The organism is Rhizobium sp. LC145 (genome assembly GCF_001005825.1).
Taxonomy (GTDB): domain Bacteria; phylum Pseudomonadota; class Alphaproteobacteria; order Rhizobiales; family Rhizobiaceae; genus Neorhizobium.
In genome coordinates this window covers 222,241-245,840 of the sequence record NZ_LBHV01000003.1, presented here as the reverse complement: position 1 = coordinate 245,840, position 23,600 = coordinate 222,241, and the positions used below count along the sequence as shown (strand labels likewise).

The window sequence follows — 23,600 nt, the reverse complement described above, 5'->3', positions numbered from 1 at the left end:
CGTTGACGGCTTCGCTGAAAGTTTTTAGATCGATCTAAATTAAGGGACGCGCAGAGGAGCGTCGTCTCTCCCGAACCACATCGGGGAGGACCCAAGTTGTACAATTTCAACTTCGAGCCGGTGCTCGCGGGCTTCAATCAGCTTCTGCTCGGCGCATGGCTAACGATCCAGCTTTCGGTCGGCGCGATGCTGATCGGGCTCGTGGTGTCGATCTTCTGCGCCTGGGGCAAGACATCCGGCCCGACACCGCTGCGCTTGGTGATCGACGCCTATATCGAGATCATCCGCAACACGCCTTTTCTGGTGCAGATCTTCTTCATCTTCTTCGGCCTGCCCTCGCTGGGTTTGAGGCTTTCCCCCAACAGCGCGGCTCTTTTCGCGCTGGTGGTCAATTTTGGCGCCTACGGCACCGAGATCATCCGCGCCGGTATCGAATCCGTGCAGAAAGGCCAGGTCGAAGCTGGCACTGCGCTTGGCCTCTCCAAGGTGCAGATTTTCCGCTACATCATCATGAAGCCGGCGCTGCGAACCGTCTATCCGGCGCTCACCAGCCAGTTCATCTACCTGATGCTCAATACCAGCGTCGTCTCGGTCATTTCCGCCGACGATCTGGCGGCGGCCGGCAACGACCTGCAATCGGCCACCTTCGCAAGCTTCGAGGTCTATATCACCGTCACCCTGATCTACCTCGTGATGTCCATTGGCTTCTCGGCTCTCTTCTCGGTGATCGAGAAAAGAGCCTTCAAATATCCGCTGAGCCGGTGAGGTAGAGACATGCTAATCAGAGCTTTCGGATGGCCTGAATTCTGGATCATCGTCTATGCGGCGCGCTGGACGATCGCGCTCTCGGCGATCGCCTTCATCGGCGGCGGCATCGGAGGTCTCGTGATCGCGCTTGCGCGCGTCTCGGATCTGCAGCTGCCGCGCCTCCTTGCCACCGGCTTCATCCGCATATTCCAGGGCACGCCGCTGCTGATGCAGCTTTTCCTCGTGTTCTTCGGCATGAACATCTTCGGCTTTGCGATCAATCCGTGGATCGCCGCCACGATCGCGCTGACGCTGCATGCCAGCGCCTTCCTCGGCGAGATCTGGCGGGGCTGCATCGAGGCGATCCCGCCAGGCCAGAAGGAAGCGGCGACCGCACTGGGTCTGCGCTACTTCAACCGCATGCGCTACGTGATCCTGCCGCAGGCCGCCCGTATCGCAGTCGCGCCGACGGTCGGCTTCCTGGTGCAGCTCATCAAGGGCACCTCGCTCGCGGCGATCATCGGCTTCACCGAACTCACCCGCCAGGGGCAGATCATCAACAACGCAACCTTCAGCCCCTTCCTCGTCTTCGGAACGGTAGCGGCGGTCTACTTCATCCTCTGCTGGCCGCTTTCGGTGCTGGCGCGACGGATGGAACTGAAATTCTCCCGGGCAACGGCGCGTTGACGGGATCCCTGCCGGAGGGAGGAAACCGGCGCAACAGAAAGGGTAGGAACATGAACATTTCCAGACGCATGGTTATGGCCGCGATCGGCGCCGGCCTGATGATGGGGGCGATGGCCTCCACGGCAACGGCTCAGACTGTCGAGAGCATCAAGTCCGCAGGCACGGTGAAGATCGGCATGATGGTCGATTTCCCGCCCTTCGGGATCATGAACACTTCCAACGAGCCCGACGGCTACGACGCGGACGTTGCCAAGCTGCTCGCCAAGGAATTCGGCGTCGAACTGCAGATCGTGCCGGTTACCGGCCCGAACCGCATTCCCTACCTGCAGAGCAACCAGGTGGATCTGCTCGTCGCCTCGCTCGGCATCACGGAAGAGCGCGCCAAGAACGTGGATTTCTCCGAGCCCTATGCCGGCATCTCTATCAGTGTCTTCGGAGCGACCGACGTGGAAGTTTCCAAGCCCGAAGACCTCTCCGGCAAGACGATCGGCGTCGCGCGCGCCTCCACGCAGGATACCGCGGTCACCAAGATCGCTCCGCAGGATGCCAGAATCCAGCGCTTCGACGATGACGCAAGCGCCGTCCAGGCCCTGCTTTCCGGCCAGGTCGAGCTGATCGGCGTCTCGAACGTCGTCGCCACCCAGATCGAGACGGCCGCTCCAGGCCGTTTCGACCAGAAGCTTGAGCTCAGCCAGCAGGTGCAGGGCATCGCCGTCCGCAAGGGTTCTTCCGAACTGCTCACGGCCGTCAACCAGTTCATTGAGAAGATGAAGGCCGACGGCGAACTGAACAAGATCCACGAAAAGTGGCTCGGCTCGCCGCTGCCGGAATTCGTCAGCGAAGCCAAGCAGTAAGAGACAAGATCGAAGGAGTTCCTCGCAATGACTGAGGTTAACGCAAACGCATCGACAGCGGACGTGCGGGGGGCTTCCGACACTACTTCCCCTTCAGCCGTACACATGGAAGGCGTCAATAAGTGGTACGGCGCCTTCCACGCTCTCAAGGATATCGAGCTGTCGGTCAACCGCGGCGAACGCATCGTTATCTGCGGACCTTCCGGTTCCGGCAAGTCGACGCTGATCCGCTGCATCAATCAGCTCGAAACGATCCAGAAGGGCCGCATCGTCGTCGATGGACACGACCTGACCGCCGGCGGCAAGAACATCGACATCGTGCGGCAGGAGACCGGCATGGTCTTCCAGCAGTTCAATCTTTTTCCGCACATGACGGTGCTCGAGAACTGCACGCTGGCGCCCATGAAGGTGCGTGGCATCTCCAGGGCGGAGGCGGAAAAGACCGCGCGCAAATACCTGGAGCGGGTGCGTATTCCCGAGCAGGCCGAGAAATATCCGGCGCAGCTTTCCGGCGGCCAGCAGCAGCGCGTGGCGATCGCGCGGGCGCTCTGCATGAGCCCCAAGATCATGCTCTTCGACGAGCCGACTTCCGCGCTCGATCCGGAAATGGTCAAGGAAGTGCTCGATACCATGATCGATCTCGCCAAGGAGGGGATGACCATGCTCTGCGTCACCCACGAAATGGGCTTCGCGCGGCAGGTCGCCGACCGGGTGATCTTCATGGATCGCGGCGAAATCCTCGAAATGGACACTCCGGACGAATTCTTCGGCAATCCGAAGAACGAGCGCCTGAAGAACTTCCTCGGCCAGATTTCCTGAACCTTGCCCGCCAAGTCCAGCCAAGACGGAATTGCCCACATGAAGCCAGATATCCTGCTCGTCGAGCCGATGATGAAGCTTATCGAGGACCGGCTCGACGAAGCCTATACGGTTCATCGCCTCTATGACCCTGCCGCGTTTCCCACGATCGAAGCCGCCGCGGGCTCCATTCGCGCGGTCGCGACCGGCGGGGCCACCGGGCTTTCCAACGAATGGATCGGGAAGCTGCCGGCACTCGGCGTGATCGCCATCAACGGCGTCGGCACCGACAAGGTCGATCTGGCGTTCGCCCGCAGCCGCAATATCGACGTGACCACCACGCCGGGCGTGCTGACGGACGATGTGGCAGACACCGGGGTCGCACTCATGCTGGCCGTACTGCGTCATGTCGTGAAGGGCGACAACTTCGTGCGCGAAGGCCGCTGGGGCAAGGAACCATTCCCGCTGGGCAATAGCCCCAAGGGCAAGCGCGTCGGCGTTCTTGGCCTGGGGCAGATCGGCAAGGCTTTTGCCCGCCGCGCCGAAGCCTTCGGCATGTCGGTGCGCTACTGGAACCGCTCCACGATCACCGACACGAACTGGAAATCCTGCGCGTCGCCGCTCGAGCTTGCCGAGGACAGCGACGTGCTGGCCGTCTGCATTGCCGCCAACGGAGCAACCCAGAACATCGTCAATGCGGACGTGCTGAAGGCACTTGGGCCACAGGGGGTGATCGTCAACGTCGCGCGCGGCAGCGTGATCGACGAGGACGCGCTGCTTGCCGCATTGAATGAGGGAACGATTGCGGCCGCCGGCCTCGACGTCTTCGTCAACGAGCCGAACATCCGGCAGGAATTCTTCACCGCTCCGAACACGGTTTTAATGCCGCATCAGGGCAGCGCCACGGTCGAAACCCGCATCGCCATGGGTGAGATGGTGCTGGCCAATATCGCCGCCCATTTCGCCGGTGAAAAGCCGCCGACCACAGTCAACTGAACCGAAAGCAGTTCCATGATCATCCGTCAGGCTCTCTTCGAGGGCACGATCCATGCCGGCCGCGAGGCGGACTTCAAATCCTATGTGGCCGAGAAGCTGATGCCCATGTGGCTCGCCTTTCCGGGCGTCAAGGAAGTACGCGTTCTCTATGCCGTCGAGCGCGACGAAGGCGCGCCATCTTATCCGATGGTGCTTTCCACCATGTACGAAAGCCGGGAGGCGCTGGCAGCCGCGCTGGAATCACCGGTGCGTTACGAGAGCCGCGAGATGACCAAGGGTCTGCTCGAAATGTTCGAGGGCCGCATCCACCATCACGTCTTCGATCTCGCCCACGGCTGATCAAGCGAGAGGCGGGGGAGAGGCCGCCTCCAGCGTCAGCAGCACGGCGCCTTCGAGCACCTGCTCGCCTTCGGCAATGAGAACCTCGGCGATCGTTCCGTCTCTGGGGGCAGAAAGCGAAAGCTCCATTTTCATCGCCTCCATGACAGCCAGCGTCTCCCCACGGGAGACGGCCGCGCCCGGTACGGCGCGCAGGAGTTTCACGAGGCCCGGCATCGGCGCGAGGATGCGGTCTCCACCGGCCGCCGCCTCGTCTTCGGCGGCAAGGGGATCGATGAGCCCGAAGTGCCAGCTTTCACCATTCTGGAAGACCGTCACCCCGTTACCGTCCCGAATGACCTCCGCGGGGTGCCTGCGACCGTCGAACTCCAGATCGTAGGCCCATTTTGAGCCGGAAAGGCGCAGCTCGATATCGCGACCTTCGACAGTGAACCGGTACGAGCCCTGCCCCTTCGAGTGAAACGATACCGGCACATGCCGGCCGCGATGTTCCAGCTCGACGAAATCGGAAGCTTCCGACCACAGGCGAAAGCCGGACAGAGCGGTCCAGGGGTCTTTCGGGATTTTCGACTCCAGCACGCCGGAAAGCTCAAGGGCCGCGAGAGCGATGATCTCAGGTGAAGCCTCCCGCGCCATCGTCAGCTCTGTCAAATGGCGGTCGATAAGGCCGGTATCCGGATTGCCAGCAACGAAATCCGCCTGCTTTGTTAGCCGGCAAAGGAATGCGGCATTGGTCGTGAGGCCGGTGGCACGAACCTCTTCCAAGGCCGTGGAGAGCCGTGAGAGAGCGGTGGCGCGATCCGACCCGTGGGTGATGACCTTGGCAATCATCGGATCATAGAAAGGCGAGATATGGTCGCCAGCCCGCACGCCGCTGTCGACGCGCGCCACGCCTCCCGGCAGCGCAAGATGGGAAAGTGTGCCGGTCGCGGGCAGGAAACCACGCTCCGCATCTTCTGCGTAAAGCCGCGCCTCGAAGGCCCAGCCGTCGATCGAAAGCTCCTCCTGCCCCTTCGGCAGCGGCTCGCCGGACGCCACCCGAAGCTGCCATTCGACCAGATCGATGCCGGTGACCGCCTCCGTCACCGGATGCTCGACCTGCAGGCGCGTGTTCATTTCCATGAACCAGAAGCGATCGGCTTTCAGGCCTTCGGAGGCGTCCGCGATGAATTCGATCGTGCCGGCGCCGGAATAATCGATCGCCTCGGCGGCCCTCACCGCAGCCTCGCCCATGGCGTGGCGCATCTCCTCCGGCATGCCGGGTGCCGGCGCCTCCTCGATGACTTTCTGGTGGCGGCGCTGGGCTGAGCAGTCTCGTTCGAAAAGATGCACGACATTGCCGTGGTCGTCGCCGAAGACCTGGATTTCGATATGGCGTGGATGGGTGATGTATTTCTCGACAAGGCAGGAGGCATCGCCGAAGGCAGCCAGGGCTTCACGTTGAGCGGAGGCTAAAGCCTCCTTGAAGGCGGCTGCGCTTTCCACACGCCGCATGCCCTTGCCGCCGCCGCCGGCGCGCGCCTTTATCAGCACCGGGAAACCGATACGCTCCGCCTCGCTCGCGAGGAAATCCGCGTCCTGCTCGATGCCGTGATAGCCGGGCACGACAGGCACGCCCGCCTCTTCCATCAATGCCTTGGCGGCGTCCTTCAGGCCCATGGCGCGGATGGCTTCTGCCGGCGGTCCGATGAAGCGAAGGCCGGCGGCAGCGACCGCTTCGGCAAAGCCAGGATTTTCCGAGAGGAAGCCATAGCCGGGATGGATTGCATCGGCACCGGTCTTGAGCGCGGCTTCGATGATCTTCTCGCTCCGTAGATAGCTTTCGGCGGCAGGTGACGGCCCGATATGCACAGCCTCGTCGGCAAGCTCCACATGCAGCGCGTCGCGATCGGCATCGGAATAGACCGCAACCGTCGCGACGCCCAGCCTGCGGCAAGTGCGGATGATGCGGCAGGCAATTTCACCGCGATTGGCTATGAGGACCTTTTTCAGCATCTTCAGGCCTCTACATCCGGAACACGCCGAAGCGCGTATCTTCGATTGGCGCATTGAGTGCCGCCGATAAGCTCAAAGCGAGAATTTGACGCGTTTTCGCCGGATGAATTATGCCGTCGTCCCAAAGCCGGGCTGAAGCATAAAGCGGGTGGCTTTGTTCCTCGAATTGTTCGAGAATCGGCCGCCTGAAGGCTTTCTCCTCTTCAGCACTCCAGACCTTACCGCTGCGATGAACCGCGTCCCGCCTCACTGCGGCCAACACACCGGCCGCTTGTAGCCCTCCCATGACCGAGATGCGGCTGTTCGGCCAGGTCCAGAGAAAGCGCGGCGAATAGGCCCGCCCCGCCATGCCGTAATTGCCGGCGCCGAAGGAACCGCCGACGAGAATCGTGATCTTCGGCACGGAAGTCGTCGCCACGGCGGTCACCAGCTTCGCCCCGTGCTTGGCGATGCCCTCCGCCTCGTACCGCCTTCCGACCATGAAACCGGTGATGTTCTGCAGGAAGACAAGCGGAATTTTCCGCTGCGAGCAGAGTTCGATGAAATGCGCGCCCTTCTGGGCGCTCTCGGAAAAGAGCACGCCGTTATTGGCGACGATGCCGACAGGGATGCCGAAGACATGTGCGAAACCGCACACCAGCGTCGTTCCGTAGCGCGCCTTGAACTCGTCGAACCGCGAACCGTCCACCACGCGAGCGATGACTTCGCGAATGTCATAAGGCGTGGTCAGCGAAGCCGGCACGATCGCCGCAATTTCTTCCGGATCGTAGAGCGGCTCTTCCGCCGTTTCGAGCGCCACCGTTTCCGGCTTGCGGGTGTTGAGGCCGGCGACGGCCCGGCGCACCAATGCGAGCGCGTGGGCGTCGTCGCGGGCGAGATGATCGGCAACGCCGGAGAGGCGCGTGTGGACATCACCGCCGCCGAGATCTTCGGCGCTCACCTCCTCGCCTGTTGCCGCCTTCACCAACGGCGGACCGGCGAGGAAGATCGTGCCTTGATCCTTCACGATGATCGCCTCATCGGACATGGCTGGCACATAGGCACCGCCTGCAGTACAGGAGCCCATGACAGCGGCGATCTGCGCAATGCCTTTCGCCGACATGCGCGCCTGGTTGTAGAAGATGCGGCCGAAATGATCGCGGTCGGGAAACACTTCGTCCTGGTTCGGCAGGTTGGCGCCACCGGAATCGACGAGGTAGACGCAAGGCAGCCGGTTTTCCTCCGCGATCTCTTGGGCGCGCAGATGCTTCTTCACCGTCATCGGGTAATAGGTGCCGCCTTTGACGGTCGCATCATTGGCGACGATCATCACCTCGCGGCCCTCTATCCTGCCGATGCCTGTGACGATGCCGGCCGAGGGGCTTGCGCCACCGTAAAGCCCATGCGCCGCCGTAGCGCCGATTTCCAGAAAAGGCGAGCCGTGATCCAGGAGCCGGCCAATACGATCTCGCGGCAGGAGCTTGCCACGGCCCACATGCCGCGCCCTTGCTTCCTCGCCCCCGCCGGCTTCAGCCAATGCGACGGCCGCTTCCACCCCCGCGAGTTTTGCCTGCATCGCGGCGCGGTTCGCTTGCGCCGCCTCGCTTCTGAGATTGACCTGAGACCGGATGACAGCCATCAGGCCGTCTCCCTGAAAAGCTCGCGGCCGATCAGCATGCGGCGGATTTCGGAGGTGCCGGCGCCGATTTCCATCAGCTTGGCGTCACGCAGCAGCCGGCCGGTGGGATTGTCGTTGATGTAACCGTTGCCGCCGAGCACCTGGATCGCCTGCAATGCCTGCTGGGTGGCCTGTTCGGAAGAATAGAGGCAGCAGGCAGCGGCATCCTGCCGGGTCACCTCACCCCGGTCACAGGCGCCGGCAACCGCATAGACATAGGCTCGGGCAGAGTTCATCGCCGTGTACATATCGGCCACTTTCGCCTGGATGAGCTGGAATTCGCCGATCGCTTGCCCGAACTGCTTACGCTCATGCACATAGGGCATCACCACGTCGAGGCAGGCGTGCATGATGCCGATGCCGATGCCGGCGAGAACCACGCGCTCATAATCCAACCCCGACATGAGGACCTTCACGCCACCGCCTTCGGCACCCATGACGTTTTCGGCCGGCACTTCGCAATCGTGAAAGACCAGTTCGCAGGTGTTGGAACCGCGCATACCGAGCTTGTCCAGCTTCTGGGCGGTCGAGAAGCCCTTGAAGCCCTTCTCGATCAGGAAGGCCGTGATGCCTTTCGGGCCGGCAGCCGGGTCCGTCTTTGCGTAGACGACCAGTACGTCTGCGTCCGGCCCGTTGGTGATCCACATCTTGCTGCCGTTCAGCACATAGGTATCGTCGCGTTTCTCCGCCTTCAACTTCATGGAGACCACATCGGACCCCGCTCCGGGCTCCGACATGGCCAGCGCACCGACATGCTCGCCCGAGCAAAGCTTCGGCAGGTATCGCGCCTTCTGCTGCGCATTGCCGTTGCGGTTGATCTGGTTGACGCAGAGATTGGAATGGGCGCCGTAGCTGAGCGAGGTGGAGGCCGACGCGCGGGCCAGTTCCTCGACGGCGATGACATGGGCGAGATAGCCCAAACCGGAGCCGCCAAACTCAGGATCGGCGGTGATGCCGAGCAGGCCGAGATTTCCGAGTTCCGGCCAGAGATCGCGGGCGAATTCGTTGCTGCGGTCGATCTCGTTGGCACGCGGGGCCAACCGCTCCTGCGCGAAGCGGTGAACGGTCTCGCGCACGGCCTCGACCTCCTCGCCGAGCGCGAACTTCATGGATGCGTGGAACACCTCGTCTCCTCCCGGTGCGCCAAGATTATCTATCGAAAGGTTGTGGGGCAGCCACGCGGTCTCGTCAATGACCCGGAACAAGATCGCAAGATCCAGTCCTTTCGGACACGCCGCTTGAAAAAAGATTTCCTTATCGGGGCAGATGATGCGGGTTGAGACCCGGCACCCACTGGGTGTTCGGCACATTGGTGCCGGTATAGGTGGGGCCGCCTTCGGTCTTGCAACGATAGACCCGACGCGGCGCCGTATCGCCATAGAGAATGTCGTACCTTCCCCGCCACCGATGCACCTCGACGATATCGGTGGTGCAGGTATAGGAGGGTTGCTGGACACGCTCCTCCTCCGGCACGACGCCCGGCAGGTCCTTGAATGCCATCGGGCGGGACCGGCGGAACTCGTCGTCCGCGGCGAAGGATGCCGCCGGCGCAAGCGCCGCCAGCAGGATCGCCATCAGCATCACGACGGGCAACAGCCAGGCACCTTTCAGCATCGTCTACTCCTCAGCCGCAAATCAGCGGATGATTTCTAGATACGGTCTGCAGGATGCCGTTTCCATAAGCTGTCCGGCACATTTGCGTGATCGCTCACACGATCCGCCGGTAACCGTTCGGCATGTCGTAAAGCCAACCGATCCGCCTGACCGCCGCCTCGAAATTCTCGCGGGCGACGCTCATTGTGTGGCCATTGGCATGCAGCAGCGTTTCGGCATCTTCCATGATGCCGACATGCCCTTTCCAGAAGACGAGGTCACCGCGACGCAATTCCTCGCGGGCAATCGCCGTGCCGAAGGCCGCCTGCATATCGGAGTCGCGCGGCGCCGGCCTTCCGACCATCATCAGCGAGAGCTGGACTAGGGAAGAGCAATCCAGCCCGAAGCCGGAGCGGCCACCCCAGAGATAGGGCGTTTCGATGAACCTGCTGGCTACCGACACGTAGTCGTCGCCGAGCGTTTCGCCGATGGGCAGGCAATGACCGGCGATCACGGCGCTGCCGTCCGCCAGCACGAAATAGCGCGTGCCGCGGGTTTCCGCCTCTCCCGTCACGGTCACACGACTTCCCATGGAGAGCGCCGCGACCGGGGGCTTGCGGAGTTCGGGCTCCGGATAGAGGAAGGTGCGTGGCACGGCGATGCGGTGGGTGGGCTCTTCAGGTTCGCCCAGATGCGTCTCCGGCAGATAGCCCACGTAGCCGTCCTCGTCGGCCTGCAGCCAGGCCCAGCCGCCGGCGCGATCGAAGACGCGCACCGTCTCGCCAAGCAGAAGCTCGGTATCGATGCCGCGGGCAAGATCCGGTGCGGGGCGCAAGGCGGTAACGGGAACGGCGATACGGGCCGGCTCGCCGCGCACGAAGTTCGCAGCCTCTATGCTGCCGCGCAGGGTCTCGTCCGCGAGGTCCGGACGGAAGGCATGAAGGCGTCTATCCAGTGTCTTGGTCATGTTTCCTCATGGTGGCCGGCCGCGGCCTTCGAGCATGATGAGATCGCCCAACTTCTCCAGGTAAAGCGCGCCGGCGACTGTTCTCTTGATCACCACATTACGCCGGTCGCGCTCGTCGCGCACCCGCTCCACCCGATGCCATAGCCCCAGCGCCTCAGTCGCCGTCAGTTCAACCGGCATACCTACTCCGAAATTTCGCCCGGCCGATCATTTCCGAATTCTTCGGATCGAAACACGGAGGGTATGCGGGAAGCCTTACCAGATCATTTCACCATTGCCTGAATGCAGCGATAGAGCGCGCGGATAGCGTGGGCCTCGCCGCCCACGGGTGCATGGGGTTTTTCCGCCGGATTCCAGCCATAGACGTCGAAATGCGCCCAGCTCTTGGTGGCGGTGACGAAGCGTTTCAGGAAAAGGGCCGCGGTGATCGCGCCCGCCATGCCGCCGCCCGGCGCATTGGTGATATCGGCCGCGCGCGAGCGCAGATCCTTGTCGTAGCCCATCCACAAGGGCAGCCGCCAAAGCGGATCGTCTTCCGTCTTGCCGGCGGCGCCAATTCGGCCTGCCAAATCCTCGTCATCGGTGAAGAACGGCGCGAGTTCGGGCCCAAGCGCCGTGCGGGCTGCACCCGTCAAGGTCGCCATGTCTATCATCAGGTCCGGCGCGTTTTCGTCGGCATAGGCAAGCGCATCGGCCAGGATCAACCGGCCCTCCGCATCGGTGTTGTCGATCTGCACCGTGATGCCCTTGCGGCTCCTGTAGATATCGCCGGGACGGAAGGCACTGCCGGAAATGGAGTTCTCGACCATCGGCACGAGCACCTGCAACTCGATCTTCAATCCGGCATCCATGATCATCAACGCCAGCGCCAGGACATTGGCCGCGCCGCCCATGTCCTTTTTCATCAGTGCCATATTGGCGGCCCCCTTGATATCGAGACCGCCGGTATCGAAGCAAACCCCCTTGCCGACGAGGGTGACGCGGGGATTACCCTTCTCGCCCCAGCGCATTTCGACAAGCCGCGGCTTGCGGTCGCTTGCGCGGCCGACGGCATGAACGAGCGGAAAATTCTGCGCAAGGAGATCCTCGCCGACGATCGAGGTCACCGACGCGCCATAGTGCTCCGCAAGCCGGCGCAACGCTGCCTCCAGCTCATCCGGACCGAGATCGTTGGTCGGCGTATTGATGAGATCGCGCACAAGGAAGATCGCGGCAAGCTGGCGGAGGATATCATCCTGGTCGACACCTTCCGGAAGGACCAGCCGCACCTCCTTCGCCTTGTCCGACCGATAGCGGTTGAAGCCATAGCTTCCGAGCCCGAAGCCAAGGGCCAGCTTTTCAGCCGGGAGCTTGCCGCCTTCGATGTGCCAATCGCCTGCGGGCAGGAGCTTCGAAAGCTTGCCGGCGATGAAGGGCGCTTCGGCAGGATCAGGACCGAGCCCGTACAAGGCGCCGCCGACCTCGCCCGCCTCATTGGGAACGAGCAGAAGCACGCCCTGTTCCGCCTTGAAGCCAGCCGCCCGCACCCAGGCGAGCACCGTCGGATCGATCTTCCCCTCCTCCATATCTGCGGGCGCGACAAGGCGGATGGTGCGAGCGGCACTGTCCGCTTCGGCGAATGGCGAGGGTCTTTCGATATATTGATAGGGGGTCATGGAAGCCTTCGGGAAGGTATCTGGAAAGAGTGGCTTAACGGTCTGTTAGGGTTAACAGTTTATTGCTGAGGGCAAGATTGCGCCAGATGCCTCCGAAGATTTCCGACGGCGGCGGCAGGCTTCGGCGCCGGGGGTTTCGGGGATCACGTCATGACCGGTTCAGTCCATTCCGCCTTCCGCGAGGTCCGGCTTGCGGAGCTTGCCTGTATCGGCCTGCTGACGATTGCACTTGCCGGCTGCTCCAGCACGAGGAAGCAGCATCCCGACAACGTGACGACCGGTTCCATCCCGCAATTCTCCGGCTCGTTCGAAACCATGAATGCCGCCGAGCTTGCCAGTACGGAGAAAGCGATCGGGGCTGCCTACGATCGCAATCCCAAGGACAAGGCGACCGGCCTGCGCTATGCCAATGTGCTGCGCATGACCGGCAAGAACGCCCAGGCGCTCGCTGTGATGCAGCAGGTCGCGATCGCGCATCCGGCCGACCGCGACGTGCTGGCGGCCTACGGCAAGGCGCAGGCGGCGGCCGGCCAGCTCGAACAGGCGCTTGCGACCATCACCCGTGCCCAGACGCCGGACCGCCCGGACTGGCGGCTTTATTCCGCCGAGGGTGCGGTACTCGACCAGCTCGGCCGTTCGGACGAAGCGCGCCAGAAGTACCGCATGGCGCTCGATGCCCAGCCGAACGAACCGAGCGTGATGTCCAACCTTGGCATGTCCTACGTGTTGAGCGGAGATCTCCGCACGGCGGAAACCTATATGCGCTCGGCCGCACAGCAGCCGGCTGCCGACAGCCGGGTACGGCAGAACCTCGCCCTGGTCGTGGGGCTGCAGGGCCGCTTCGCCGAAGCCGAGCAGATCGCCCGGCACGAGCTCTCTCAACAGCAGGCCGATGCCAATATCACCTATCTGCGCAGCATGCTCTCCCAGCAGAATTCATGGGCAAAGCTTGCCGAAAAGGAAAAGTCGAAGCCATCAAGCGCCGATCGTATCGGGTCGTTCGAAATTCGCCGCAATTGAGCTTAGAAGATCGTCGAACAACATGCTCTGCAAGGAATGGAGCTCATGCGTCGGTTCTTCAAGCGGGCGGGAAAGCTGGCCGGCGCAAGCCTGATTTCGATCGGCTGCTATCTCGGCTTCCTGCATACCACCGGAAATTTCCACGAGGTCATTGCCGGCGAACTTTATCGCTCGGCCCAGCCGACGGCCGCCCAGCTCGATAGCTATATCAGGCACTACGGCATCAAGACCGTCATCAACCTGCGTGGCCAGAGCGGGCAGCATTGGTATCGCGACGAACTTGCCGTCAGCCAGCGCCTCGGTGTCCAGCACATCGATTTCCGCATGTCGGCCCGCCGCGAACTCACCACGGAGCAAAGCGAAAGGCTGATCGCGCTGCTCCGCGACGCGCCGAAACCCATCCTCATCCATTGCCAGGCTGGAGCAGATCGCACAGGACTTGCTTCCGTGATCTATCTCCAGCAGATCGCCAATGTGGACGAAGAGACCGCCGAATGGCAGTTGTCGCTCCTATACGGGCATGTCGGCCTGCCCTTCCTCGGCGTCTATGCGATGGACGAGACCTGGGAAGGTCTTGAAAAGATCTTCGGCCTGCCGAGCTGATTGGGTACGGGCCTTAAAACCGGTCGGCGACCTGGATGCCTGCCGGGCCGAGAATGACGGCGACGAGAACCGGCAGGAAGAACAGGATCATCGGCACGGTGAGTTTAGGCGGCAAGGCGGCGGCCTTCTTTTCCGCCTCGTTCATGCGCTCGTCTCGCCCTTCCTGCGCCAGCACCCTGAGCGCCTGGGCGATCGGCGTGCCGTAACGCTCCGCCTGAATGAGTGCCTGGGTGACGCTTTTCACGATGTCGAGTTGGGTGCGGTTGCCCAGATTTTCGAGCGCCGTGCGCCGATCCTGCAGAAAGGAAAGCTCGGCCGTCGTCAGCACCATCTCCTCGGCAAGCGCCGGCGATTGATGCGCCATCTCCTCCGCCACCCGGCGCATGGCCGCCTCCATCGAGACGCCGGATTCGACACAGATCAGCATCAGGTCCAGCGCATCCGGCCAGGCGCGCTTGATCGAAAGCTGGCGCTTGTTCATCCGGTTGGTGACGATGATGTTCGGCAGGTAGAAGCCGATATAGGCAAAGCCGATCGCCGCCAGCAGGCGAATGGGGAAAGGGCGCCCTTCGAGATTTCCGAGAACGAAGATCCAGACCACCGCCATTGCCAGGAACAGGAAAGGCAGAAGGAAGCGCGCGGCCAGAAAGATGTTGAGCGCGTTTTGCGAGCGCAGGCCCGCCGCTCTCAGCCGGTTGACCGTGTTCTCGTCGACCAGCGCCTGGCGCAGGTTGAAGCGCTCCACGATCTGGCGGGCCGACCGGTTGTTCTGGGTGCGCAGCGAGGCCCTGGACTGTTCCGCGTTCATCCGCGCCCGCTCCCGCGCACGGATCTGCTCGCGCTCGGTGGAAACCGCCCTCATGCGTTTTTCCAGGTTGCCCCGTTCCAGAAGCGGGCTCGCCAGCGTGTAGAGCGTAGCGAACACCGCCACCGCCACGAGCACGGCCAGGAGTATTGCCGGATCGGTCAATGTCGCGGCGAGATCCTTCGTCATACGGGCGCCCTCATATCTCGAAGTTGATCATGTTGCGCATGACGAGAATGCCTATGGACATCCAGATTGCGGAGAACAACAGGATGATGTGGCCGCGCGGATCGGTGAACAGCACCATCATGTAATCGGGCGACGTGAGATAGACGAGCAGCGAAACGATGAAGGGCAGAGCGCCGATGATGACCGCGGAAGCCTTCGCCTCCATGGAGAGCGCGCTGACCTTGGCCTTCATCTTGCGGCGCTCGCGCAATACCTTCGCCAGATTGCCGAGAGCCTCGGAGAGGTTGCCGCCGGCCTGGCTCTGGATGGAGATGACGAGCGAGAAGAAGTTGACTTCGGACAGAGGCATGGTCTGCATCATGCGCGCGCAGGCCTCCGGAACGCTCAAGCCGACCTGCTGGGATTCCACCACGCGTCGGAATTCGCCCTTCACCGGCTCCTGGCCATCGGAAGCGATCAGACGGAGCGCGTCGTGGAGCGGCAGGCCGGATTTGATCGACCGGACCATGACATCGAGGGCGTTCGGAAATTCCTCGAGGAATTTCTTCTGCCGTTTCTTGATCAGGAAATTCACCATCCAGCGCGGCAGACCGGCGGCGGCCGCGAAACTCGCCCCAAGAGCGCCCAGCAGCGGCATGCCGGCCAATAGCGCCAGCAGGAATAATGCGAGGCCAAGAAAGACGCTCAGCATATAGAAACGGCCGAGCGAAAGCGTGATGCCTGTCTGGCCGAGCTTCGCCTTGAGGCTCCCTTCCCCCAGCTTGCGGGATTTCTCTTCCTGCTTCTTCTCCAGATCCTTGAGAGAATCCTGCAGCGACTTGCGGCGCTTGGAGAGTTCCTGGACGCGATCGCGCGCCGCTTTCACCTTGGTGAGATCGGTCTCGGCGGACTTGACGCGGCTCAAGCGCGCATCGGTCTTCTTTTCCACCTCGATACGGGAAAAGAGCAGCCCATAGCAGATCGCACTGGCGGAGACCGCCACCAGTGCGATGATCGCGAGAACCGTCATGTCGAGCCCGAACATCTCCCGTTAGCTCCTAGCCAGAGGACTTTTCCATTGCATCCAGCGCGGACGCCAGGCGACGCTCCTCATTGTAATAACGAGCGCGTTCCCAGAAATGCGGCTTGGCTATACCGGTGGACACGTGCTGACCGATGAGGCGCCCATTGGCGTCTTCGCCGTGGATCTCGTAGCGCATCAGGTCCTGGGTGAGAATCACGTCGCCTTCCATACCGACCACTTCGGTGACCTGGGTGATTCGACGCGAGCCATCGCGCAGGCGTGCCGCCTGGATGATGACGTCGACGGAGCCGGAGATGATCTCGCGCACGGTCTTGGCCGGCAGGCTGAAACCGCCCATGGCGATCATCGATTCGATACGGCTTAAACATTCGCGCGGCGAGTTGGCGTGGATCGTGCCCATCGAACCGTCGTGGCCGGTGTTCATCGCCTGCAGAAGGTCGAAGACCTCCGGTCCGCGCACCTCGCCGACGACGATGCGTTCGGGCCGCATGCGCAGGCAGTTCCTCACGAGATCACGCATGGTGATCTCGCCCTCGCCCTCGATGTTCGGCGGACGGGTTTCGAGGCGCACCACATGCGGCTGCTGAAGCTGCAATTCGGCGGTGTCTTCGCAGGTGATGACGCGTTCGTCGGTATCGATATAGCGTGTCAGGCAATTGAGCAGCGTCGTCTTGCCGGAGCCCGTGCCGCCCGAGATCACGACATTGCAGCGCACCCGGCCGATGATCTGCAGCAGGATCGCGCCTTCCGGCGTAATGGCGCCGAGCTTCACGAGCTGTTCGAGGGTGAGCTTATCCTTCTTGAACTTGCGGATGGTGAGCGCCGGTCCATCGAGCGCCAGCGGCGGCGCGATCACGTTGACGCGTGAACCGTCGGGCAGGCGCGCATCACAGATCGGCGAGGATTCATCCACCCGGCGGCCGACCTGGCTGACGATCCGCTGGCATATGGAGAGCAGTTGCGCGTTGTCGCGAAAGCGGATGTCGGACTCGATCGTTTTGCCGCCGACTTCGATGAAGGTCTGGCCCGCGCCGTTCACCATGATATCGGCGATGTCATCCCTTGCAAGCAGGGGCTCGAGCGGTCCGTAACCCAGAACGTCATTGCAGATATCGTCGAGCAGTTCCTCCTGCTCGGAGATCGACATCGCGAAATTCTTGATGGTGATGATGTCGTTGACGATGTCGCGGATTTCCTCGCGCGCGCTTTCGGCGTCGAGCTTTGCGAGCTGCGAGAGATCGATCGTGTCGATCAGCGCGGAAAAGACCTGGCTTTTCGTATCGTAATACTGCTCGTTGCGTGGCGGACGCTTGCGCGCGGCACTCGCGGATGGGCTTAACGGCGGAGGCATCACGGCCTGACGCTGGCCATGCGGCTCCTGCAGAGGTTCGGGAAAAATTTCGGGAGCGGCAGACCTGCCCGAAGAGGATGCCGGAGCCGACGCAGCAGGCGGCGGCGCAGGAGCGGCGGTGCCGCTCTTTCCGTATCCGTCAGTTCCACGTTTTCCAAACATCGGTCTATCCAGTCTTCACCGAGAGAGGTGAGATCACTTTCGCCCGAGCATTGCCAGCACCTTGCCCAGGCCACTCCGCTTTGCCTTCTTCGCTGCCACGCGCCCCGTCACCACATGGGCGATCTGCGAGAAGGTTTCGGCAGCGGGCGATTTCGCGTCGATCTCGGCGATCATCCGGCCGCTATTGGCGGCGTTTCCGAAAAGCTGCGCGTCGAAAGGCAGAATGGCGATCGGCTCCAGCTCCAGCGGCTCGAAAAAGTCGGAGGGCGCGATCTCCGGACGTTTCGGCATGCCGATCTGGTTCAGCACCAGATGCGGCGGGCGATCGTTCGGCCGGAGCTTCTTCAAGGCATCCAGCATGTTCTTGGTGTTGCGGAGATTGGCGAGATCGGGGGCCGCGCAGATCACCACTTCATCGACATCGGCGAGCACCGCCCGCGTCCATTCCGACCAGCCGTGCGGCATGTCGAGCACCGCCATGGGCGCGCTGCGCTGGAGTATGTCTATCACCGGCTGGAACGCGAACCGATCGTAGTCATAGGCGCGATCGAGCAGGGAGGGCGCGGCGAGCAGCGACAGATGCTCGGAGCATTTGGTGAGCAGGCGGTCGAGGAAGACCTCGTCCAGGCGTTCGGGGGCGAAGACGGCCTCCGCCACCCCCTGGGCAGGGTCCTGGTCGAAATCGATATTGGCCGTGCCGAAGGGCAGATCGAGATCGGCAAGAATGGTTTCGGTGGCAAACAGGCTGGAAATACCGAACGCGCAGTTATGCGCGATGGTCGACGCGCCCACCCCACCCTTGGCGCCGATAAAGGCTATCGACTTGCCGAGCGGTTCGGCATCCGGGTCGACGAAGATCGCCGAAACCGAGGCGAGCAGATCGGCCATCTGCACAGGGCCGACCAGATATTCGGAAATGCCGTTGCGGATCAGTTCGCGATAGAGTGCGATATCGTTATAGCGCCCGACGACGATAACCCGAGTGGAGGGATCGCAGACCTCCGCAAGCGGCGCCAGCTCGCCGAGCAGGTTCTTCGGTTCGGCATCCGTTTCCAGGATGATGAGGTTGGGCGTCGGCGCGGAGGTGAACATCTTGGCGGCCGCATCGATGGCGCCGCTCGTGATCCGCATGTTGACCTTGGCCATGCGGCGATCGCGCGACATGCGATCCATCAGCCGCAGCATCGCCTCGCTTTCGCAGAAGGCATGAATGGATATGCGCGGCAACGGGCGAAGCGCTTCGATGTCGCCGAGGCGGTCTGCCTCTTCCACGTATCGCCCGCCTTCAGCGCCAGTGCGGATTTCGTAGTTGATCGCACTCATCTGTCTGTCTCCGGTGCCGCGGCCTCAATCATCGCCGCCGTCGCCGCTCGGCGCCTTACGATAAGCTTCGATAACCGCCGTGCGCTGTGCAGCATCGATCGGCGTCATCCCGCGCGGGGCGATGAGATCGGTGGGATTGGCGACCTGGGCGGCAAGATTGTTCTGGCTGGCGCAGCCGAAATTGTACCAGTTCCTGTTCCCGAAGGTGGCATCGGAGAGGTCTTCCGGCCATTCTCCGCACGCCGACGTCATGGCCTTGGTCGCCACATAGGCAAGGCGGACCGGTGCTGCATCACCGTTGGGATAGGCCTGATAGCTGCCCATCACGATCTGGCCCGGACGGATACCGGTCTCCGTCAGCACCTTGCGGATCTGGCCGCCCAGATGAGACGCCGCTCCTGCGTTATGGGAGCCATGCGGCATCTGTATCTGGATGATGCCGGCGGGCGAGGCCGCGAAATTCTGCGCGAAGCCTCGGATCGTGTCCTTCATGCCCGTGGATAGCCGGTAGTCACCGGAGGAAACGGGGATATCGAGCGTGTGCTCGGCCTCCGAAAGCGTGATGGGATGGCGCGTGCGATAGTCGTCGGGGATCGAGCCCGTGGTGAGCTCCCGCGAGCCGCAGCCCGCAAGCAGCGTCAAAGACGCGACGAGGACGGCGGAGGATATCTGTCTCATCATGGTCTTGGCCCCCGGCCCCTCATTTGTAGATGAACCCGACGGCGCCATGGTATTGCCCGGCATCGACGGTCTCCTTGCGGCCGTAAATCTTGTTGACCCGGTTCAGGAAGAAGGTCGCCGCATCGTTCTCCGGATTGAAGTTGTCGTCCGGCCTGGCGATCTGATTTCGCGCAACCGGGCGCACCAGATAGGGCGTCGCAATGATCACCAGTTCGGTTTCGTTGCGCACGAAGTCCTTGCTGCGGAACAGCGTGCCGAAAATCGGTATCTTGGATGCGCCCGGAAAGCCGGACATGGCCTGACGGATATCATCCTGAACGAGACCTGCGATGACGATGGAGCCGCCGGACGGCAGCTCGACCGAAGTCGAGGCTTCTCTCTTGCGAATGCCGAGATAAGTATTGCCCGGGATGGAACCCGGAGAATTTCCGGTCGTCACGCTGCCCTGGAATGTGGGCTCGGAAACGCTGGTATCGATCCGAAGCGCTATGCGGCCGGCTGACAGGACGACAGGCTTGAAGTTCAACGAGATGCCGTATTCCACGGTCTCGAAACTGTTGGTCACGACTGGGACATTGGTGTCCTTGTCGATCGAGACTTCCTGCTCGGCGGCCAGGCGGAAGTCTCCGCCGACATAGAAATTCGCCTGCTCGCCGGAGATCGCCGTCAGGCTGGGCTCCGCGAGCGTCCGCATGACGCCTGCCTGTTCCATGGCATTGAGATAGCTCGTGAAATTCATCGAGCCGGAACCGATCGTCCCGGCAATCCGGCCGACCGATCCCATGATGTTGCCGAGATTGGCCGGGTTGGCGAAGGACACACCGTCGCCGCTGGTCCCACTCCTGATCGAACCGTTGAATCCGAGCTGCTTCAACACCTGGCGGCTGACTTCGGCCACGGTGACTTTCAGCGTCACCTGGTCCTCGCCTTCGATCGTCAGGAGATTGACGATCTGCGAGAGCTGACGGTCTTCCGCGTAGATCGCCACGGCGCCGTCGCCGCTGCTTTCGCTGGTGGCCACGGTGCCGCGGGTGGTGGCTTCACCGCCCCGAAGAAAGGCCGTGGCCAGCTTTTCAGCCTGCGCGGCATCCTGCGGCGTGCGCACCGTGCCGGTCAGCACGATGTTGTCGGAAACGATCTCGACCTGAATATCGGACTCCGGCAGGAAGCGCCGCAGGTTCTGCTGCAGGCCGGCGATATCGCGCTCGATCTCCAGATCGAGGCTGACGATCTCCTCTCCATTCGGGCCGAAGATGAAGATGTTGGTCTGGCCGACCGACTTGCCGAAGAGATAGATGCGCCGCGAGGTGCGCGTCACGGCATCGGCCATGGAGGGATCGGCCACCAGGATATCATGGGCATCCGCCGGCAGATCGACGACCAGGGCCTTGTTCAGCCCGAGTTTCAGGCGCTTGCGAATACCGGTGCCCGCCTCGGTGATGCGGATGAGGCTCTGCTGTTCGGCAAGCGCGCTGGCCGGCGCGAGATTGCCCGAGAAAGGCGTGACCGGAAGACCGGAAAAGGCAAGGCAGAAGGCCATGCCTGCCGCGGCGGAGCGATAGATTGCCTGTTTCGGTCTGCTCACTGGTTCCGCTCCGTTCACTGCGTCTGCACCTGCGATTGCGAGCCTCTGACGATCGAGCCCGACTTGATGACCTGGATATCGGCCTTGCCGTCGCCGCCCTTGAGCAGGTAATCGGCAGCGATCGTGTCGGCCTCCTGCGCGTCCGCGACCGAGCGCAGTGCCAGCGTCAGCCGCTCCGCCATCTGCTGGGCGACGGTGATCACGCGCGTCTGCTCAGGGGTAAGTTCCAGTGTCGCGGTCGTGCCCACCACGGCCTTGGAGCCATCCTCGTTTTCCTGGATCTGCTGATCGATCGCCAGAACGCGCACGTTGTTCAGCACGTTCTCGGTGAGAAAGGAGCCCTCCTCATTGCGGCGGACCATGATGACATCCACCCGATCGTTCGGCAGTACGAAGCCGCCCGCGCCGGTCGCGACCGTGATCTCGGTGGCCACCGCCCGCTTGCCGGCCGGTAGAAGCGCCGACATGATGCGGCTTGATGAATCCGCGATCTTTTCCGGCCGGATCGGCTCGCCTTCGAAGACCGGCAGACGGACCACGGCGCCATTCACCTCCGCAACGGCATTCGGACGCGCCTTGTCGGTAATGAACCCTTCGACGACTCCGGCTGCTGGCCAGGCCATCCAGCGGACCGCTTGATCGTTCAGCCGGCTGCCCACGGGCAGGTTGGCGGCCGATACCAGCACGTTGACGGTGGGTTCTTTCTCGATGACGGTTTCGGCCATCTGAACCACTTCCTTGCCGGAAAGATTCATTGCCAGAATGCCGGCAAGGCCCGCCGCGACGACGGCTACCGTGAGGATGATGAGGCGGGCGGGTTTCATGGCCGGTTCTCGGGGGCTGCAATTCCCCCCAAAATGGTCCCGCAATGGTGTAATTATAGTTAATACTAGGCTTATAATTGTGGTTAACGAAATCTTTTCAGATCAACTAAGCCTGAACTTCAAGTTCCCGTGGCCAGCCGGAAGATCGGCGACTGGTCGTAGGTGAGGAACCCAGCGATCGCGATCGCGATGCCATAGGGGATTTTCTTGGCGGTCGTCAGCGACGCCGGCAGCGGTATGCCCATGGCAAGCACGGAGTTCGACTGCGAGCGGATGATGAGGATGGCGATGGTCAGAAGGCCGCCAATGAATGAGACCGCAACGAGAAAAACGAGCAAGGAATGGTTGAAGCCGAACCAGACGACGGCGGCGGTCAAAAGCTTCGCATCTCCACCGCCCATGACATTGAACGCGAAGAGACCGAAGCAGCCAGCAAAGACGACGAGACCGGCGACAAGGCTCAGGCCGATATCAGGCCAGGCGAGGCCTGAAAAGGGTGCAAGAACAAGGAAGGCCGCCAGCAGAACCGCAGGGATCCGGTTCGGAATGGTCATGGTGAAGAGGTCGGTGAGCGCAGCGAGGGCAAGGCCGATCGGCAGGATAAAAAATATCACTGCGACAATCATCCTCTTCGCTCCGTTTATTTTTCGAGCTGTATACGTAATATAAGCTGCGTAAAGAAGAGAAAGCCGCCCGATGGGCGGCTTTCTGATTTATAACAAACTTAGCCTTCGGCAGGCGCTTCAGGTGCATGTTTATCAAGTTCCTTCGAAAGGCCGTCGAAGGTAGTATTAAGACTGGTACCAAGAGCACCAGCACCAGCAATAAGCGCGACAGAGATGAGGGCCGCGATCAGGCCATACTCGATGGCAGTCGCACCCGACTCATTCTTCTTAAAACGAGCGAAAATCTTCGACATGGAACTCTCCTAACTCCGATAGTTATCCAGCACTTCCCGCCAACTGTTTGCCGTTGTTCGGATGAGCGGAACCTATATGGAGCGCAATTTCCGGCCGCTTAAGAAAGAACGTTACCGAAAACTTAAAGCCATCACGGCTCGGAAATTGGTTAACGGGAGGCAAAGGGAATGCTTTGAATGCTGCCAGACGGGAGTCGTCTCCGATACTCTCAACAACCCTTCAATTCCCATTGGTTAACATGCTTCACACATGACGATGAGGTATCGATGAACTTCGAAAATATCCAAGAGGAAATATTTAACAAACCGGAAAGCGGGTTCGATCGCCGCATTTAACCACCCGTTCACCATTCCGGCCCATGCTTGAGGCATCGAGCTCATTATCAAAGGCCCTTCCTTATGCTGTTGCAAAGCCTCATGGCCGGACTTCTCGTCCTCGCGGGCGCTGCTACGGTGTCGGCCCAGGACCATGAGGAAGACCTGCTGCGCGTCTTCATGAACCATGCGCGCGTGCTGAAGCTCGACCGTCCCGTGAGCAAGGTGATCGTCGGCAATTCCAATGTCGCGGACGCCACCGTAGCGGATGCGACCACCATCGTGCTCACCGGCCGCAGCTTCGGCGCGACGAACCTCGTGCTCCTCGATGCGGAAGGAAATGCGATCGCCGACGAACGCGTGCTGGTGTCGATCGACGAGGGCAATACCGTGCGCGTCTTCCGCCAGACCGCCCGCTCCATTCTCTCCTGCACGCCCAATTGCGAGCAGCACGCGGAATTCAGCAACACCGCCGCCGCCGCCAATCCGTAATTCTCGCCGGTCACCAACC

The 23,600-nt window shown here is 62.0% G+C and carries 24 protein-coding genes and 1 pseudogene; 9 read left to right on the top strand and 16 right to left on the bottom strand.

Translation table 11 applies throughout. The annotated features are described in order from the left end of the window. Nucleotides 1-96 precede the first annotated feature (96 nt). The 6 genes from YH62_RS09510 (at nucleotide 97) to YH62_RS09485 (ending at nucleotide 4,421) form a co-directional block, all read left to right on the top strand. Complete coding sequence (locus YH62_RS09510; RefSeq protein ID WP_046793960.1) at nucleotides 97-765, top strand: amino acid ABC transporter permease; 669 nt, start codon at nucleotides 97-99, stop codon at nucleotides 763-765. 9 nt (nucleotides 766-774) lie between these two features. Continuing rightward, nucleotides 775-1,434 carry an amino acid ABC transporter permease gene (locus YH62_RS09505; RefSeq protein ID WP_046793959.1) on the top strand — a complete coding sequence of 220 codons (660 nt, stop codon included), beginning with the start codon at nucleotides 775-777 and terminating at the stop codon, nucleotides 1,432-1,434. A gap of 50 nt (nucleotides 1,435-1,484) precedes the next feature. Further along, nucleotides 1,485-2,288 (top strand): transporter substrate-binding domain-containing protein, encoded by an 804-nt coding sequence (locus YH62_RS09500; protein ID WP_046793958.1) that lies wholly within the window; start codon nucleotides 1,485-1,487, stop codon nucleotides 2,286-2,288. Nucleotides 2,289-2,393: 105 nt separating this feature from the next. Further along, nucleotides 2,394-3,107: an amino acid ABC transporter ATP-binding protein gene (locus YH62_RS09495; protein ID WP_046793957.1), complete on the top strand. Its 714-nt coding sequence runs from the start codon at nucleotides 2,394-2,396 to the stop codon at nucleotides 3,105-3,107. 69 nt (nucleotides 3,108-3,176) lie between these two features. Beyond that, nucleotides 3,177-4,082, top strand: coding sequence for a 2-hydroxyacid dehydrogenase (locus tag YH62_RS09490; protein WP_082118323.1), 906 nt, complete (start codon nucleotides 3,177-3,179; stop codon nucleotides 4,080-4,082). 15 nt (nucleotides 4,083-4,097) lie between these two features. Next, a complete protein-coding gene (locus YH62_RS09485; RefSeq protein WP_046793955.1) occupies nucleotides 4,098-4,421 on the top strand; it encodes a hypothetical protein in 324 nt (107 codons plus the stop codon). Here the strand turns inward: YH62_RS09485 and YH62_RS09480 are convergent, their stop codons facing one another. The 7 genes and pseudogenes from YH62_RS09480 to YH62_RS09450 all read right to left on the bottom strand — a co-directional run bounded on the left by YH62_RS09480 (nucleotide 4,422) and on the right by YH62_RS09450 (nucleotide 12,288). Next, the gene (locus YH62_RS09480) at nucleotides 4,422-6,416 is read right to left on the bottom strand and encodes an acetyl/propionyl/methylcrotonyl-CoA carboxylase subunit alpha (RefSeq protein ID WP_046793954.1); all 1,995 of its coding nucleotides are present in this window, start codon (nucleotides 6,414-6,416) and stop codon (nucleotides 4,422-4,424) included. It lies immediately after the preceding gene. Between the two features lie 10 nt (nucleotides 6,417-6,426). Then, entirely contained in the window at nucleotides 6,427-8,034 is a 1,608-nt protein-coding gene (locus YH62_RS09475) for a carboxyl transferase domain-containing protein (RefSeq protein ID WP_046793953.1), read from the bottom strand. Then, the gene (locus YH62_RS09470) at nucleotides 8,034-9,182 is read right to left on the bottom strand and encodes an isovaleryl-CoA dehydrogenase (protein WP_046793952.1); all 1,149 of its coding nucleotides are present in this window, start codon (nucleotides 9,180-9,182) and stop codon (nucleotides 8,034-8,036) included. The genes YH62_RS09475 and YH62_RS09470 overlap by 1 nt, the downstream gene beginning before the upstream one ends. A 145-nt stretch (nucleotides 9,183-9,327) precedes the next feature. After that, nucleotides 9,328-9,687, bottom strand: a complete 360-nt coding sequence (locus tag YH62_RS09465) for a hypothetical protein (protein WP_046793951.1) — start codon at nucleotides 9,685-9,687, stop codon at nucleotides 9,328-9,330. 94 nt (nucleotides 9,688-9,781) lie between these two features. Continuing rightward, the gene (locus YH62_RS09460) at nucleotides 9,782-10,633 is read right to left on the bottom strand and encodes an NlpC/P60 family protein (protein ID WP_046793950.1); all 852 of its coding nucleotides are present in this window, start codon (nucleotides 10,631-10,633) and stop codon (nucleotides 9,782-9,784) included. Between the two features lie 6 nt (nucleotides 10,634-10,639). Continuing rightward, nucleotides 10,640-10,765, bottom strand: a pseudogene (locus YH62_RS30455) (MarR family transcriptional regulator); the annotation flags it as partial. Nucleotides 10,766-10,896: 131 nt separating this feature from the next. After that, nucleotides 10,897-12,288, bottom strand: a complete 1,392-nt coding sequence (locus tag YH62_RS09450) for a leucyl aminopeptidase family protein (protein WP_046793949.1) — start codon at nucleotides 12,286-12,288, stop codon at nucleotides 10,897-10,899. Between the two features lie 150 nt (nucleotides 12,289-12,438). Here YH62_RS09450 and YH62_RS09445 point away from each other — a divergent pair, with 150 nt between their 5' ends. Continuing rightward, nucleotides 12,439-13,308, top strand: coding sequence for a tetratricopeptide repeat protein (locus YH62_RS09445; protein ID WP_046793948.1), 870 nt, complete (start codon nucleotides 12,439-12,441; stop codon nucleotides 13,306-13,308). Nucleotides 13,309-13,353: 45 nt separating this feature from the next. Continuing rightward, nucleotides 13,354-13,911 (top strand): dual specificity protein phosphatase family protein, encoded by a 558-nt coding sequence (locus tag YH62_RS09440; protein ID WP_046794314.1) that lies wholly within the window; start codon nucleotides 13,354-13,356, stop codon nucleotides 13,909-13,911. A gap of 13 nt (nucleotides 13,912-13,924) precedes the next feature. Here YH62_RS09440 and YH62_RS09435 read toward each other — a convergent pair whose 3' ends face one another. The 9 genes from YH62_RS09435 to YH62_RS09395 form a co-directional block, all read right to left on the bottom strand. Continuing rightward, a complete protein-coding gene (locus tag YH62_RS09435; protein ID WP_046793947.1) occupies nucleotides 13,925-14,905 on the bottom strand; it encodes a type II secretion system F family protein in 981 nt (326 codons plus the stop codon). A 10-nt stretch (nucleotides 14,906-14,915) separates the two neighbouring features. Continuing rightward, nucleotides 14,916-15,929 carry a type II secretion system F family protein gene (locus tag YH62_RS09430; protein WP_046793946.1) on the bottom strand — a complete coding sequence of 338 codons (1,014 nt, stop codon included), beginning with the start codon at nucleotides 15,927-15,929 and terminating at the stop codon, nucleotides 14,916-14,918. A 13-nt stretch (nucleotides 15,930-15,942) separates the two neighbouring features. Further along, entirely contained in the window at nucleotides 15,943-17,442 is a 1,500-nt protein-coding gene (locus tag YH62_RS09425) for a CpaF family protein (protein WP_046793945.1), read from the bottom strand. 33 nt (nucleotides 17,443-17,475) lie between these two features. Next, entirely contained in the window at nucleotides 17,476-18,765 is a 1,290-nt protein-coding gene (locus YH62_RS09420) for a hypothetical protein (protein WP_046793944.1), read from the bottom strand. A gap of 24 nt (nucleotides 18,766-18,789) precedes the next feature. Continuing rightward, the gene (locus tag YH62_RS09415; RefSeq protein ID WP_245282071.1) at nucleotides 18,790-19,446 is read right to left on the bottom strand and encodes a CpaD family pilus assembly protein; all 657 of its coding nucleotides are present in this window, start codon (nucleotides 19,444-19,446) and stop codon (nucleotides 18,790-18,792) included. Between the two features lie 19 nt (nucleotides 19,447-19,465). After that, nucleotides 19,466-20,986 (bottom strand): type II and III secretion system protein family protein, encoded by a 1,521-nt coding sequence (locus YH62_RS09410; protein WP_082118322.1) that lies wholly within the window; start codon nucleotides 20,984-20,986, stop codon nucleotides 19,466-19,468. A 59-nt stretch (nucleotides 20,987-21,045) separates the two neighbouring features. Further along, entirely contained in the window at nucleotides 21,046-21,855 is an 810-nt protein-coding gene (cpaB, locus tag YH62_RS09405; RefSeq protein ID WP_046793942.1) for a Flp pilus assembly protein CpaB, read from the bottom strand. Between the two features lie 119 nt (nucleotides 21,856-21,974). Continuing rightward, nucleotides 21,975-22,481, bottom strand: a complete 507-nt coding sequence (locus YH62_RS09400) for a prepilin peptidase (RefSeq protein WP_046793941.1) — start codon at nucleotides 22,479-22,481, stop codon at nucleotides 21,975-21,977. 98 nt (nucleotides 22,482-22,579) lie between these two features. Beyond that, nucleotides 22,580-22,774, bottom strand: a complete 195-nt coding sequence (locus YH62_RS09395) for a Flp family type IVb pilin (protein WP_046793940.1) — start codon at nucleotides 22,772-22,774, stop codon at nucleotides 22,580-22,582. Between the two features lie 399 nt (nucleotides 22,775-23,173). Between YH62_RS09395 and YH62_RS09390 the strand changes: the two genes are divergently transcribed. Further along, entirely contained in the window at nucleotides 23,174-23,581 is a 408-nt protein-coding gene (locus YH62_RS09390; protein WP_046793939.1) for a pilus assembly protein N-terminal domain-containing protein, read from the top strand. Nucleotides 23,582-23,600: the final 19 nt, after the last annotated feature.